This window comes from Mycobacterium sp. ELW1 (genome assembly GCF_008329905.1).
Classification (GTDB): domain Bacteria; phylum Actinomycetota; class Actinomycetes; order Mycobacteriales; family Mycobacteriaceae; genus Mycobacterium.
Genome location: NZ_CP032155.1, coordinates 407,607 through 421,895 on the forward strand (window position 1 = coordinate 407,607; position 14,289 = coordinate 421,895).

Below are 14,289 nucleotides of genomic sequence, written 5' to 3' on the forward strand. Positions count from 1 at the left end.
GTTGTCGTCGAGAACTCGCGAAAATTCGACGACAACCCCCACGCTCGGTGAGGTCTCTAGGCCTGCGCCGGCATCGCCGCGGTGTCGGCGTCGTCGCTCGGTCGCTTGCGAGGCTGCGGGGGCAGGAAGTGGTAGTCCCCTCGGGGGTAGACCACCTGCGGCCACCAGAACCACCGGCCCAGCATCGTCGCGATCGACGGCATCAGCAGTGACCGCACGATGAAGGTGTCGATCAGCAGGCCGATCGCGATCGTCGAACCCATCTGGGCCAGCACCACCAGCTTGCTGAACATCATGCCGGCCATGGTGGCGGCGAACACCAGACCGGCGGACGTCACCACGCTGCCGGTACCGGCCATCGACCGGATGATGCCCGTCTTCAACCCTGCGTGGATCTCATCCTTGAACCGTGAGACCAGTAGCAGGTTGTAGTCCGACCCGACCGCCAACAGGATGATGACGGACATCAGCATGACCAGCCACTGCACCTGAATCCCGAACAGGTCCTGCCAGAGCAACACCGAGATACCGAACGACGCGGCGATCGAGCTGCCCGCCGTCCCGACGATGACCAGTGCGGCGACCACACTGCGGGTCAGGATCAGCATGATCATGAAGATCAGCGTCAGCGACGACACCACCGCGATCAGGAGGTCGTACCTCGCGCCGTCGGACATGTCCTTATAGGTCGCCGCCACGCCACCGAGATGAATCTTGGCGTTCGACAGCGACGACATCTTCAGCGCCTCTTGGGCGGCCTTGCGCTCGGAGTTGACGCGGGCGATGCCGTCCACTGTCGCGGGGTCACCCTCGTGGGTGATGAACATGCGGGTCGACTTGCCGTCCGGCGAGAAGAACATCTTCAGGCCGCGCTCGAAGTCGGGATTCTGGAAGGCTTCCGGCGGCAGGAAGAACAGATCGTCGTTCTTGGCCTGGTCGAAACTCTCACCCATCGCCAGGGCGGTGTCGTTGGACGCCTGCATCTGGTCCAGCAGGGCCTTCTGCGAGTTGTACGACGCCAGCGCGAGATCCCGGCTGACCTTCATCGACGCGATCGTCTGGGGGAGCAGCGCGGTCAGCTGTGGCGCCAGCGAGGCCAGCTGATCGGTATTGCCCTGCACTCCTTCGGTTTTGTCGGTCACCTGGTCGATCCCGTCGAGGGAATCGAACAGCGACCGGGCCGCGGCGCACAGCGGGATGTCGTAGCAGTGCGGCTCCCAGTAGAAGTAATTGCGCATCGGCCGGAACTGGTCATCGAAGTTCGCGATGTTGTCCCGCAATTGCTTGGTGGTCTCCAGCAGATCCTGGGACCGGGCCGCCGAGTCCTGAGTCAGCTGCGTCTGCTTCAGGGACAGCTGATACTGCTTTTCCAGGATGTCGATCGAGACGTTCATCGAGTCAACCGTCTTCAGCTGGTTGTCCAGCTGATCGCGCTGGAACGGCAGGTTCATGTTGCTCGTCTGGCCCTGGACGCTGGTCTGGAACGGAATCGAGCTGTGCTGGATCGGGATGCCCAGCGGCCGGGTGATGCTCTGCACCATCGCGATGCCCTCGGTGTGCATCACATTGCTGGCGATCTTGTTCAGCACCAGCATGTCCGCGGAATTGCGCATGTCATGGTCGGCTTCGACCATGAGGATGTCCGGGTTCATCCGGGCTTCGGTGAAGTGTCGATTGGCTGCGGCGAAGCCCTGATTGGCCGGGGCGTCCTTGGGCAGGTAGTGCTGGTCGTTGTAGGCCGGCTTGTATCCCGGGATCGCCACGACACCGATCAGCACCACGAACAGGCTCGCCACGAAAATCGGTGCGGGCCAACGGACCACCGCGGTGCCGACGCGCCGCCAGAACCTGCTGTGGGCGGGCCGTTTCGACTCGTACAGCCCGACCCGACTGCCCAGGTAGAGCACGGCCGGTCCGAGGGTGACCGCGATCGCCACGATCACGAGCATGCCGATCGCGACGGGCGCGCCCATGGTGGTGAAGTACGGCAGGCGCGCAAACGACAGGCAGTACGTGGCACCCGCGATCGTCAGCCCGGAACCCACGATGACGGGCGCGACGGATTTGAAAGTGGCGTAATAGGAGTCGTCGCGGTCCAATCCCAGGGCGCGGTCTTCGCGATATCGGCCGAAGATGAAGATGCCGTAGTCGGTGGCGGCCGCGATCGCCAGCATTGTGAGGATGTTGCCGGCGAAGGTGGTCAGCCCGAACGCGCCGTGCACAGCCAGGATCGACACCACACCACGGGCGGTCAACAGTCCCAGGAACGTCAGGAACAGCTGTATCAGCGTGGTCCGGATCGATCGGTAGACGATCAGCAGCATGCCCGCGATCGCGGCCAGGGTGATGAGGGTGATCATCGCGAGGCTGGCGTTACCGATGACGTGCAGGTCGTCGGTGAGCGCGGCCGGTCCGGCGACGTACGCCTGGACGCCGGGCGGTGCCGGGGTCTCCTTGATGACCTTGCGAACCTCGTCGACGCCTTCGTTGGCCAGCGTCTGGCCCTGCTCACCGGCGAGGTTGATCATCACGTAAGACGCTTTGCCATCGGCGCTTTGGGCACCGGCAGCGGTGAGCGTGTCACTCCAGAAGTCCTGGATGTGCTGGATGTGCTCGGGGTCCTGTTCCAGCTTGCGGATGATCTCGTCGTAGTACTGGTGGGCTTCCGGACCGAGGGGTTTCTGGCCCTCGATGACGACCATGATCGTGCTGTTGGAGTTGAACTCCTTGAAGTTGGCCCCCATCAACTTCATCGCCTTCATCGACGGGGCGTCTTCGGGTGCCATTGGCGCCGAGTGCATCTCGCCGACGACTTCGAGCTGGGGTGCGACCACGTTGACCAGCACGGCCATCGCGATCCAGAACAGGATGATCGGCAGTGCGAGGATGCGCAGCAGGTGCGGGACGACCGGCCGCTTGGGCTTGCTGCCGGGTTCGGGCGCGGTGACGGTGTGGGTCATGCCGACTTCACCAGGCAGTAGGTCTGGGCGTTGACGCCATCAGCCGATTGCTCCTCACGGACGGTTCCGTTCACAGTGACGCGGCATCCAATCTGATCTCCGTCGGTCCGCGCCATGAGGCTCGCGCTGACCGCAGGCAATGTTGTCGACAGGGTGATCGACCAGGGCAGCGGGACGGTGACCGTGTGCACCTTGGCCTCCGGGTCGAAATAACTGATCTGGGCGTTGGTTCCGGGCGCACCGTAGACGTCGTAAACCATGACCTTGGGGTTGAATTGGACGATCTCGATGCCCGAGCCGGCTCCGGCATTCAGGTCCTGGGACGCGAACATCTTGTGCAGTCGCGAGACGACGAGGCCCGATACGGACAACACCACGATGAGAATCAACGGTATCCAGATGCGCTTGAGCACGCGGCCGACCGGAATAGCTTTCACCCGAACACCTTCCGTCACCTGCCCGGCCGCGGCGCGGCCGGCCCTTCTTCTGCCTGCTCTGTAGCACCGTCTGTCCCGCAGTCGGCATTGGCGACGAGCCGGCCGATGAGCGGCAGTGCCACTCGCGCCGAGAGCCACAGCGCCGACTGCTCTTCGGCGGTCAGGGTCGTCATCAATGCCGCCAGACGTTCCCGGCGTAAACGCTTGCGATCATCAAGCAACGCCTGACCCTCGGTGGTGATTCCGATCAGGCAGGCCCGGCCGTCGTCGGGGTCGGGCAGTCGAGTCACCAGCCCGGCGCGTTCCAGCCGCTGGACCAATTGGGTCATCGACGGCTGGCTGACGCCTTCCTTGCTGGCAAGTGTGGTCAACCGGACGGGACCTTCGCGGTACACCCGGTTCATCGTGAACGCCGCGGAAGCGCTGAGATCGGCACGGTCGCTGAGGAATCGGATGGTCAAGTCCATCGCCTGGTCGAGGGCATCGCCCACGCAATCGCTGACATCGTGATCGGTCAGCTGTTTTCTCACCGGGTATCTATATCACGAGGGCTATATAGCGGCAATCGGAACCCGGGTGCCGCGCGGTCACAGCGATTTCCCAGGTTTGTCGACGCTGTCCAGCGGCGATGCCGGTCAGTGGGACGATGAGCCGACGGCGCGGGCATGGCGAGTTGTATGCCGTCGCCTATCTATCGAGCTCTTACCAGACGTCGCCGGGTCGCCAGTCACACGCCAGCTCCGCCGTGGCATCGACCTCGACGTCGACCGGCAGGACGAAGATCGAACCGTCGTCATCCGGTGTGCGGGTGGGCCCGCCGGGCGCCAACACCGAGGTCGGCCCCTGCCAGTGCAGCCAGCCGCGGGGGCGGTAGATCGTCTCGCCGAGCGGGGTCGAACTGAGTGCTCCGATCTGATAGGCGCCACGGATCACCTGCTCGACGGCGTCGAGCACCGCATGCGCCAGTCCCTGCCCCCGCCAATCGTCACGCACCGCGACGGCCTCGACATAGCCACAGCGCAATGCCGTCCCGCGGTAGAGCAGTCGGCGCTGAACGACGGCGGCGTGGGCGATCAGCGCGCCGCGGTGGGCGATGATCGCGTGCATCCCGCCGAGGGCGTGTTCCCAGTCCGAGTCGGTGAATTCGGCCGGGCCGCCGAACGCATCGGTGAGTAGCTGCCGGGCGCTCAGGCGGGTCTCGGCATCCAGGTCGCTGGTGTGGATCAGCCGGGCGGTGTGAACCTGCGCGTGCACACCCTCAGCTCTACCAGTCCGGGGAGCCGTCCGCTGGGATACGGGGTTTGGTCCAGCGCAGTCGTACGGATTGGCCGGCCCTGATCTGCGCCACCGTGTCGGTATCTGCGTCGGTGACCACGCCGATGACGGGGTAGCCCCCGGTCACGGGGTGATCGGGGCCCAGGATTACCGGCTGGCCGTTGGGCGGCACCTGAATTGCGCCGCGGGTGGCCCCTTCGCTGGGCAACTGGCGGCCGGGCCATCGGTACGTCAGGGGGCGCCCGCTCAGCCGCATGCCGACTCGGTCACTTCGGTCGGTGGCAATCCAGTCGGTGTGGACCAGGGCCTCGGGGTCGGTGAACCAGTCGTCGCGAGGTCCCGGCACGACGCGCAGCTCGATTCGGCCCGCCGCGATCGCGGCCACCGGCGCCTGGTCGAGTTCGGGGTACTGCTCGCTTTGGGTGCCCACCGCAAGCACGTCGCCCGCGCGCAGTGGCCGGGGTCCGATTCCGGACATCGTGTCGTAGCTGCGCGAGCCCAGCACCGGTTCGACGTCGACCCCGCCGCGCACCGCCAGGTAACTGCGCAGGCCGGCGTGCGGCGCGCCGAGAGAGATCACTTCTCCGGCGTGAACGCGATGAATGCTGTTGTTGCCGAAAGGAATTCCGTCTACCGATGGATCGGCGTCGGCGCCCGTCACAGCGATGTCGACGTCGCCGCCGTGTACCCGTGCGGCGAATCCGCCCAGGGTGATCTCCACGGTGGCCCGGTCGTCGGGGTTGGCCACCAGCCGGTTGGCCAACCGGTGTGCGCTGCGGTCCGCGGCCCCTGAGCGGGTCACCCCGACGTGCGCCAGACCGGGCCGGCCGAGATCTTCCAGCAGTGCAAGGGGGCCGGTTCGCAGGACCTCGAGCGCGATCACGACGGGCCTCGCGTGACAGCCCGGAACCGCACCCACATGCCGGGCAGGAGCAGTGCGGGTTGCGGGCGATCGGTGTCCCACAACACCGCGTCGGTGCGTCCGATCAATTGCCAGCCGCCGGGCGAGGGCCGCGGATAGATTCCGCTGAAATCGCCTGCCAGCCCTACCGATCCGGCCGGCACCGCGGTGCGGGGATCGCTGCGCCGTGGCACCGTCAGGCGGGAGTCTCCGCCGACGAGATAGGCGAAACCCGGTGCGAATCCGCCGAATCCGACTCGCCATGGCGTTGCGGTGTGGGCCTCGATCACCTCGGCGGTGGTCATGTCGGTGTGCGTGGCGACGTCGAGGAGGTCGGGGCCGTCGTAGACCACGTCGATCGTCACGTCGACCTCGCCGCTCGGACGGTGCTCGATGCGTCCGGGGTCGATGCGCAGTCGGCTGAGGCGCTGCCGAGTCGGCGCCTGGTCAGACGGGTCGGCGAGGGTGAGCAGCACGGTGCCGGCGGTCGGCACGATGTCCAGGACGCCGGGCAACCGTGCCTCGCGCAGGCTCGCGGCCAGTGCCAGCACCTCGTCGGTGGACGGGCATTCCAGCAGCAGCGCCCGGTCGCCGTAGTCGCGAATTGTGTTGGACACCACGAGGTCTGTCGCCCTTGCCGAAGATCAGACCATCAGGGTGTACGTCGGCTCGTGCCGCTTGATGTAGCCGATGACCCGATACGTCACCGGCAGCATGATCACTTCGACGGCCGTCTTGTAGACCCAGCCGAGTGCGGTGTAGGTGACGAAGTCGCCGAAGCTGGTGATGCCGATGGCGCCGGCGGCGATGCTGCAGAACACCAGGGTGTCGCCGAGCTGGCCCGCGAAGGTCGAGCCGATCAGCCGCGCCCACAGATGCTTCTCCTTGGTGCGTTCTTTGATCTTGACGACGGTCCACGCGTTGATGGTCTGCCCGACGATGAAGCCGGCCAAGCCGGCGACGATCAACTGGGTGTAGGCGTGGACGATGTTCTCGAAGTGTTCCTGGTTGGTGTAGAAGTCGGCCGACGGGAGATAGATCGTCACCCAGAACGCCAGCGCCGCCAGGATGTTCATCGCGAAGCCGAGGATGATGGCCCGGCGCGCGGCTGTGAACCCGTACACCTCGGACAGCACGTCGCCGATCACGTAGGTCAGCGGAAAGACGATGAAACCGCCGTCGGTGATGATCGACCAGTTTCCGATGACGGGCCCGAACGCGACGCCCTTGGTGGCGGTGACATTGGAGATGATCACCAGCGCCGTGAAGACCGAAACGAAGACCGGATAGTAGCGAGAACCGACCTGCGCGAATCCGGGGGTGGGAACGTCGGCGCGTGCGGTGGCCTGGCTGCTTGTCACAGGTGCTATCCAAGCACGGCAGGTCAGGCCAGTGCGCGTGAGAGCAGCGGCGGCAACTGGTCGGCCACCACGGGGTAGGACAGCGGCGAGGCGAACGCGATCGCCCCGGCGAGGTCCAGGCCGGTGAAGACGTTCCGAGTGGCCAGCTTGGCGACCCCGGGATCGGCGGACAGCGCAGCTTGGTCGGCGTCGCTCTCGGTGGACCAGATCAGCACGTCGGCGGAGTCGAGGGCGTCGGCGAGCTTGTCGCGGGGGATCGCGGCCCGGTGGTCGTCGACGGCGTACGCGGTGATGCTGTCGGCGATCTGGAAACCCATCGCGGTCAGGAAGTCGGTGCGCCAGCCGGGCAGCGTCGCGGTCACGGTGCCGCCGGTGAAACTGCCCGCCAGCAGCACCGCCTTCTTGTCTTTGAAACCGGGGTTGTTCTTGGCCACGTCGGCGAACTTGGTGTCGACGTCGGCGATCAACTGCTTCATCTGCCTGCCCTGGAACACCGCGGTTCCCACCGCGCTGGCCTGGTCCTTCCAGGGTTCGAAGAAGGCGTCGTCGTCGGACTGGGCGATGGTCGGCGCGATCGCTGAGAGCTTCTTGTACGTGTCGGCGTCGAGCCCGGCGTTGACGGCGACGATCAGGTCGGGTTTGAGCGCCGCGATCTGATCCACCTGAATCCCGTTGTCCAGGTTGAGGACAACAGGCTGGGCCGACCCGAGCTTGGCGCGGGCCCATGGCCATACGCCGAGGGGTTGGTCACCGAACCAGTTGGTCACGGCGATGGGGACCACCCCGACCGCGAGCAGGTCGTCCTGCTCGGTGAAGCCGGCGCTGACGACTCGTTTCGGCGGTGCGGCGATCGTGGTCTCGCCGAAGATGTGCTTGATGGTCACCGAGGTGGGGTTGGCGTCGTCGGATTTGTTCGACGAGCACGCCGCAGCAACCAGCACGCCCGCTGCCCCAGCGGCTCCCAGGAATCCACGCCTCGTCCACTGCGCGCTCACGGCGCGAGATTAACCCACCACCAGCGAGATGCCGAGTCCAATCATTGCGACCGCAATCAGACCGTCGAGGATCCGCCACGTCAGCGGAGTGGCGAACAGCCCGGCCAGCCGGCGCGCGCCGAACCCCAGGCTGAAGAACCAGACGACGCTGGCGGTCACCGCGCCGATGCCGAACAACCACCGGCCGTCGGCGTGCTGATTGGCCAGCGTTCCGAGCAGCACGACGGTGTCCAGGTAGACGTGTGGGTTGAGGAAGGTCATGGCCAGACACGTCAGCAGCACCGAGATCAGCCGGGTGGAGCCGTTCTGCGCTGGCGCCATGCTTGCTGATTTCAGCGCTCGGCGTGCCGCCATGGCGCCATAGCCGAAGAGGAAGGCTGCCCCGCCGATCTTGGCCACCGTGACGGTGTTCGGGTGCGCGGTGATGATGGCACCGATACCCGCGATGCCTGCGGTGATGAGCAGCAAATCGGACACCGCGCACACGCTGACCACCGCGAGGACGTGCTCACGCCGGATTCCTTGACGCAGGACGAACGCGTTCTGCGCACCGATGGCGGCGATCAGCGTGAACGACGTCAGGAATCCGACGAGCAGGGGCGAGGTCATGACTCGACCGTAGGAAGGACCTACGCAACAGTCCAACTAAAGTTGTTTCAGGTGCGTAAGTGCCGCTAATGCGGCGGCGTGGTCAGCAGATGGCGGCGGCGGCGATGAGGCCGAACGAGATGAGCACGATGCTCAGCACGAACGCTGCGTGGCCCATCGACAGTGCCACGACCACGCCGACGACACCGGCGACGAAGATCGCGACCATGAGGAAAGCCATCAGCCCGCTGTGCGGGTTGATGGCGGCGCGGGGGAGCGGCACGACTCTCGGTCCTTGAGGACGTTCCATGCCCGTCATCCAACACCTCCGTATGTGACTTAGTTCATGATCCTAGGAATACGTGATGCGGATCACAAGCACTGCCAGATAACGGTTGCCGGGTCGTCGCGGGGGGTGTCGCTAGAGGCCGATCCGCTCGAGGGCGTCGTCGAACTCCTCTGCGGCCGCCTTGTCGCTCTTACCGTCCGCGATCGCCTGCCGGTATGTGGCGAGGAAGTCGTCTCCGACGAGGGCAAACCGCGCGTCCCAGGCGGCCGAGTCCTGCCGCCAGTACCCCATGACGTCGTACTGGTCGATGGTCCAGCCGCCGGCGCGCAGATGCTTGCGGATGTCCCGCGATACGGCCGCCTCCCCGCCGAACCAGCAGTAGCCGTCCGCCGGAAGGTCAAGGCCGCGGACCAACTGCGCGAGCCGGCTCGCCGCGACGCCGTTCCCGCTGCCCACGCTGGGTATGAGCGTGACGTCGGGCCGAGCCGGCAGATAGTCGAGATCGTCGTTATCGAGTACCTCGACAACGACGGTGGTGGAGACGGCCTGCGGCGCCTCGGCCATGATGCGGGCGAGCGCGGGTAGCCCGGCGAGATCGGCAACCAGCAGCTGCCGCGTCGCACTCGGTGGCGGCCGGTACCACGCGCGGGCGTGGTCGAGTCCGACACGATCGCCCACTCTGGCGGCCTGCGCCCACACGCTGCCAGGACCGCCGGGCTGCACCAGGATGTCGAGCTCGATGAGGTCTCCGGCCTGGCGGCGCACGGAGTAGGTGCGGCCGTTGTTCGGGGTCGCCGCGTCGAAGTACACCCCGACGGCGCAATCGGCGCCCGGTGCGACGGCGAGCGATTCGGGGGTGTCCACCCGCAGCCTGACGCGACGCAGCCGCTGGTTCGGCGCGAGCGTCTCGACGACGGTCGCGGACGTGAAGCTCATCAAACCGCCCCGGCCGCTCCGAGCGTGGTGGCGGTCAGCGTGGCGACGAGGGTGTGCTCGTCGGTGTCGACGTCGCCGTGCAGCCAGGCGGCGATGAGCTCGGTGGCAGCGGTGACCATCGTCCTGGTCGCAAGCAGCCGGTCCACCGACGGCTTCGGCGGTCCCTCGAACGGCATTGCTTCGGCCGCGATGCGTTCGGTGAACGCGCTTATCTCCCGTTGTTGAAGCTGGCGTAGCCGCGGGAATCCAGGCGATTCCATGTAGAGGCGCGCATCAGCTGCGCTGGCTACCAAGGTATGCACCACCATGCGCAGGACGCCGTGAGCGCGCTCGGGCTTGGGAGCGGTGGCCAGCACCACCTCCATCGCAGCCTTGAGCCTGCTGTACAGGTCTTCGGCACAGGCGTCCAGAAGATCGTCTTTGGTGCTGAATTCGGCGTAGAAGTAGCGCTTGCTCAGTTTCGCCCGCTGGCACACCAGGTCGACGGTCAGCGGCGCGACGCCCACCTCGGCGATCAGGTCACGGGCGGCGTCCAGCAGTCGGGCACGGCGCTCTTGCGTGCGCTGCAAGGAACTGAGCCCGCCGTAGGTGCGTCCTTCGACAACCATGACGCCATCTTGACCCATCGTGTGTGCCACGCCATAATCCAGAACGAATTCGTTCCAGATTACTCGTATGGCGCAAGGAGTCACCGATGACGACACGGATCATGGATGAGGCGGCGCGCGTCCTGGCCAACCCGCAGGCCTACACCGACGAGGCGGGGCTCCACAGCGCGCTCGCGCACCTGCGTGCGCATGCCCCCGTGTCGTGGGTGGACGTCGACGGCTACCGGCCGTTCTGGGCGATCACCAAGCACGCCGACATCATGGACATCGAGCGTCAGAACGACCTGTTCACCAACGACCCCCGCCCGATCCTGGTGGTGCAGGACCTCGACGACAAACTGCGCGCCGACCGGGAAGCCGGGGCGGGCCTGAGCACGCTGATTCACATCGACGACCCGCATCACCGCGACTTGCGCAAGATCGGTGCGGACTGGTTCCGGCCAAAAGCCATGCGCGCGTTGAAGGCTCGCTGCGACGAACTGGCCAAGATGTATGTCGACCAGATGGTGGAGCGCGGACCGGAGATCGATTTCGCCCAAGAGATCGCGGTCAACTTTCCGCTGTATGTCATTTTGACGCTGCTCGGCCTCCCGGAGTCCGACTTTCCGCGGATGCTCAAGCTCACTCAGGAGCTCTTCGGCGGCGACGACACCGAGTTCCAGCGGGATCAGGACAAAGACGCGATGATCGCGGTGCTGTTGGACTTCTTCGGCTACTTCTCGGCGCTGACCGCGTCCCGCCGCGAAAATCCCACCGAGGACCTGACGTCGGCGATCGCGAACGCCACGATCAACGGAGAACCGTTGTCCGACATGGACACCGCCTCGTATTACGTGATCGTCGCCAGCGCCGGCCACGACACCACCAGCGCCGGAATCGCCGGCGGACTCCTCGAACTCATCCGCAACCCAGGCGAATTGCGGCGGCTGCAGAATGATCCGGGCCTGATGGGCACCGCAGTCGAAGAGATGATCCGCTGCATCGTGCCGGTCAAGGAATTCATGCGCACCGCCCAGGCCGACACCGAGGTCCGCGGCGTCCCCATCGCCAAGGGCGAAGCCGTCCTGCTGTCCTACGTCTCGGCCAACCGCGACGAAGAGGTGTTCGACGATCCGATGCGCTTCGACGTCGGGCGCGACCCCAACAAGCACCTGTCCTTCGGCTATGGCGTGCACTTCTGCCTGGGTGCCGCCCTGGCCCGCATGGAGATGAACAGCTTCTTCACCGAACTGGTGCCGCGGATCAAGTCGATCGAACTGGCCGGCGACCCCGAGCTGATGGCCACCACCTTCGTCGGTGGGATCAAGCACCTGCCGATCCGGTACTCACTGGCGTGATTTCCCGCGGCGACCCGCGTCAGCGGCGATAATTGCCGGTGAGTCGGTCGCACGAGGGGAAGTACTGACGATGAAGAAGCTGGCAGCGGCGCTCGTGAGCGCCATGGCACTGGCTGTTGTACCGGTGGCCGTCGCGCCCGGTGCACAAGCAGATGTGTGCGGAGACGTCGGAGGACGTCATGTGAATGTCGGCGGGTGCACCAATGTCGCCGGTGATGTCGCTGTCGCGGGCGCGGTGGCCTCTGATGACGACGCTGCGGCGCAGGCGGCTTCGGGGCAGCCGCCGTGCTACACGCCGCAAGGTGTCCCGTATTACACGCCCGGTTCGGATCCCTGCTACTGAGCGCCCCTGGTAAGGCTCGCCTGGACGCGGGCCAACTCGCGGCCTTCGCCGCGATAGTCGAACTCGGCAGTTTCGAGGCGGCGGCCGATCGGTTGCATGTGACGCCGTCGGCGATCAGTCAGCGCATCAAGGCTCTGGAGAAGCAGGTAGGCCAGGTGCTCTTGGTGCGCGGAAAGCCATGTGTGGCAACGCTGGCCGGCACGCCGCTGCTCAGGCTGGCCGCCCAGACTGCGATGTTGGAGGCCGAGGCCATCGCGGAGATGGCCGGTGGCGGTGAGGCCGCGCCACGCCCCCGGATCGCGATGGCTGTCAACGCCGACTCCATGGCGACGTGGTTCGTCCGGGTGTTGTCCGAACTGTCCGACGTGCTGCTCGACATCCGCATCGAAGACCAGGACCACTCCGCGCGGCTGCTGCGAGAGGGTGTTGTCATGGGTGCGGTCACCACCGAGCGCACCCCGGTACCCGGCTGTCGGGTCCACCCGCTGGGCGTGATGCGGTATCTGCCGGTGGCCAGTGCCGATTACGTAAAACGCTACTTTTCAGCGGGTTTCACGGAAGAAGCGGTGGCGCAGGCGCCGTCCCTTGCCTGGAATCGCGACGATGCACTGCAGAATATGCTGGTGCGCAAGGCATTCGGTCGTCCTGTTGAGCGTCCGGTCACATACGTGCCCACCGCGGAAGGCTTCGGCGCCGCGGTACACGCCGGCCTCGGGTGGGGGATGTATCCCGAGCAGTCGGCGGAACAGGCGCTCGCGGACGGGTCGTTCGTCCAGGTCAGCGATGTCCACCTCGACGTCCCGCTGTTCTGGCAGTGCTGGAAGCTCGACAGCCCGCTGATGGAGTCGCTGACCGCGACCGTGCTGGCCGCCGCCGGCGCGCTGCGGCGGGGCTGACAGAAAGATCACAGTCACTCCACAACGGTTTGCCAACGTGCTGATGCGGATAACCGGGCGGCATGAACGGGAGCCGACTTTCCCGCTCCGAGATCGTCGCGGCATCGGTGGGTGCAAGCGAGGTCCTGGCGAGCGTATTTCTGGTTGCGCCCGTCGCGACTCCGCAGATCACCACCACACCGACCTCGGCCGAGCCCGGCTAGCAGCGCAACTGGGCGGAATCGCTGTGATGCAGCATGATTGATCGGTTGGGCGAGAGATCGTGGAGACGTGAATGGCTGTAGTGGGTCGTAGAGCGCGAGTTCTGCTGTCGGTGGTGCTGGTTCTGATGGCGGTTCAGGCGGGCCCGGCCGTCGTCGCGCACGCCGACGATGTTCTGCCGCCGGTGGCATTCACCACCACCTCGAATGCGCCGCTGCACAACGGCGGCACGTACGGCATCGGCACCGTGATCGTCGCGCACTTCGACGCTCCCGTCGGAGATCGTGGTCTGGCTGAGCAGGCACTGCAGGTGGACACCTCACCACCGGTGGCCGGTGCGTGGCACTGGGTCGACGACCGCACCATGCACTGGCGGCCGCCGCAGTACTACGCGCCGGGCACCGTGGTCACCGTCACTCCCGGACCCGGGGCGCCCGTCTCGTTCACCATCGGTGCCTCGCACGTGTCGATCGCCGATGACACGACCAAGCAAGTGACGGTGTTCGACGGGGGGAAGCCGGTCCGGACCATGCCCACATCGATGGGCCGAGGGGGCACAGAGAAAGTCGGCAACACCACTCTGAGCTTCTGGACTCAGCCCGGCGTGTACACCGTTCTGGACAAGAGCAATCCCGTGGTGATGGATTCGTCCACGTACGGTTTGCCGATCAACTCACACCTCGGTTACAAGGAGACGATCCCCTACGCGGTGCGCATCAGCACCGACGGGGTGTATCTCCACGAACTGGATGCGACAGTGTGGGCGCAGGGCAACACCGACACCAGCCACGGTTGCCTGAACCTCAACCGCGACAATGCAATCTGGTTCTACAACTTCTCCGTTCCCGGTGATGTCGTCGAAGTGCGTAACACCGGAGGCAAGCCGCTCCAGCTGTGGCAGAACGGAGACTGGAGCGTGCCGTGGGATCAGTGGGCCTAGCCGGCGTGGGGCGGTTTCGGGTAGCGACTACTCGTGACACGCAACGTCCGTCCCACGAGACTGGGGGTGTGACATCCCCGGACGCGGAGCCGCGCCTCGCCGACGTCGTGGCGTTGCCGCTGGCCCGTGAGGCCGGTCATCGCGACCAGGCGGACGAGGACGACGAGCGTGAGCCGGAGACCATCATCCTGCTCTGGTGAAGGCCCCGATATGGCATGGTGA

General features: G+C 65.9%; 17 protein-coding genes and 1 pseudogene. 6 read left to right on the forward strand and 12 right to left on the reverse strand.

The features are described from left to right. Window positions 1-56: 56 nt before the first annotated feature. The 12 genes from D3H54_RS01830 to D3H54_RS01885 all read right to left on the reverse strand — a co-directional run bounded on the left by D3H54_RS01830 (window position 57) and on the right by D3H54_RS01885 (window position 10,350). The gene (locus D3H54_RS01830; RefSeq protein ID WP_149377603.1) at window positions 57-2,960 is read right to left on the reverse strand and encodes an MMPL/RND family transporter; all 2,904 of its coding nucleotides are present in this window, start codon (window positions 2,958-2,960) and stop codon (window positions 57-59) included. Continuing rightward, entirely contained in the window at window positions 2,957-3,397 is a 441-nt protein-coding gene (locus tag D3H54_RS01835; RefSeq protein WP_149377604.1) for an MmpS family transport accessory protein, read from the reverse strand. The genes D3H54_RS01830 and D3H54_RS01835 overlap by 4 nt, the downstream gene beginning before the upstream one ends. Window positions 3,398-3,411: 14 nt before the next feature. Further along, window positions 3,412-3,927, reverse strand: coding sequence for a MarR family transcriptional regulator (locus tag D3H54_RS01840; protein WP_286199080.1), 516 nt, complete (start codon window positions 3,925-3,927; stop codon window positions 3,412-3,414). Window positions 3,928-4,099: 172 nt separating this feature from the next. Next, window positions 4,100-4,651: a GNAT family N-acetyltransferase gene (locus D3H54_RS01845; RefSeq protein ID WP_149377605.1), complete on the reverse strand. Its 552-nt coding sequence runs from the start codon at window positions 4,649-4,651 to the stop codon at window positions 4,100-4,102. Window positions 4,652-4,661: 10 nt separating this feature from the next. Further along, entirely contained in the window at window positions 4,662-5,555 is an 894-nt protein-coding gene (locus tag D3H54_RS01850; RefSeq protein ID WP_149377606.1) for a 5-oxoprolinase/urea amidolyase family protein, read from the reverse strand. Continuing rightward, the gene (locus D3H54_RS01855) at window positions 5,552-6,193 is read right to left on the reverse strand and encodes a 5-oxoprolinase subunit B family protein (protein ID WP_149377607.1); all 642 of its coding nucleotides are present in this window, start codon (window positions 6,191-6,193) and stop codon (window positions 5,552-5,554) included. The genes D3H54_RS01850 and D3H54_RS01855 overlap by 4 nt, the downstream gene beginning before the upstream one ends. Window positions 6,194-6,217: 24 nt before the next feature. Continuing rightward, entirely contained in the window at window positions 6,218-6,934 is a 717-nt protein-coding gene (locus tag D3H54_RS01860) for a queuosine precursor transporter (protein ID WP_149377608.1), read from the reverse strand. 23 nt (window positions 6,935-6,957) lie between these two features. Continuing rightward, window positions 6,958-7,929: an ABC transporter substrate-binding protein gene (locus tag D3H54_RS01865; RefSeq protein ID WP_149377609.1), complete on the reverse strand. Its 972-nt coding sequence runs from the start codon at window positions 7,927-7,929 to the stop codon at window positions 6,958-6,960. Between the two features lie 9 nt (window positions 7,930-7,938). Then, window positions 7,939-8,538: a LysE/ArgO family amino acid transporter gene (locus D3H54_RS01870; RefSeq protein ID WP_149377610.1), complete on the reverse strand. Its 600-nt coding sequence runs from the start codon at window positions 8,536-8,538 to the stop codon at window positions 7,939-7,941. Window positions 8,539-8,620: 82 nt separating this feature from the next. After that, window positions 8,621-8,800: a hypothetical protein gene (locus D3H54_RS01875; protein WP_083117401.1), complete on the reverse strand. Its 180-nt coding sequence runs from the start codon at window positions 8,798-8,800 to the stop codon at window positions 8,621-8,623. Between the two features lie 138 nt (window positions 8,801-8,938). Beyond that, on the reverse strand, window positions 8,939-9,742 hold the full coding sequence (locus tag D3H54_RS01880; protein WP_149377611.1) for a siderophore-interacting protein: 804 nt from the start codon (window positions 9,740-9,742) through the stop codon (window positions 8,939-8,941). Further along, entirely contained in the window at window positions 9,742-10,350 is a 609-nt protein-coding gene (locus D3H54_RS01885; protein WP_168214745.1) for a TetR/AcrR family transcriptional regulator, read from the reverse strand. Before D3H54_RS01885 ends, D3H54_RS01880 begins: the two co-directional genes overlap by 1 nt. Window positions 10,351-10,436: 86 nt before the next feature. Here D3H54_RS01885 and D3H54_RS01890 point away from each other — a divergent pair, with 86 nt between their 5' ends. The 6 genes and pseudogenes from D3H54_RS01890 to D3H54_RS31590 all read left to right on the forward strand — a co-directional run bounded on the left by D3H54_RS01890 (window position 10,437) and on the right by D3H54_RS31590 (window position 14,267). Beyond that, entirely contained in the window at window positions 10,437-11,687 is a 1,251-nt protein-coding gene (locus tag D3H54_RS01890; RefSeq protein WP_149377613.1) for a cytochrome P450, read from the forward strand. A gap of 70 nt (window positions 11,688-11,757) precedes the next feature. After that, the gene (locus D3H54_RS01895) at window positions 11,758-12,030 is read left to right on the forward strand and encodes a hypothetical protein (RefSeq protein ID WP_149377614.1); all 273 of its coding nucleotides are present in this window, start codon (window positions 11,758-11,760) and stop codon (window positions 12,028-12,030) included. Continuing rightward, window positions 12,027-12,926 carry a LysR family transcriptional regulator ArgP gene (locus D3H54_RS01900; RefSeq protein WP_286199350.1) on the forward strand — a complete coding sequence of 300 codons (900 nt, stop codon included), beginning with the start codon at window positions 12,027-12,029 and terminating at the stop codon, window positions 12,924-12,926. Before D3H54_RS01895 ends, D3H54_RS01900 begins: the two co-directional genes overlap by 4 nt. 62 nt (window positions 12,927-12,988) lie before the next feature. Further along, window positions 12,989-13,129, forward strand: coding sequence for a hypothetical protein (locus tag D3H54_RS31075; RefSeq protein WP_168214746.1), 141 nt, complete (start codon window positions 12,989-12,991; stop codon window positions 13,127-13,129). A 188-nt stretch (window positions 13,130-13,317) separates the two neighbouring features. Next, window positions 13,318-14,067: pseudogene (locus tag D3H54_RS01905) on the forward strand (L,D-transpeptidase); the annotation flags it as partial. A 68-nt stretch (window positions 14,068-14,135) separates the two neighbouring features. After that, complete coding sequence (locus tag D3H54_RS31590) at window positions 14,136-14,267, forward strand: hypothetical protein (RefSeq protein WP_286199081.1); 132 nt, start codon at window positions 14,136-14,138, stop codon at window positions 14,265-14,267. Window positions 14,268-14,289 lie beyond the last annotated feature (22 nt).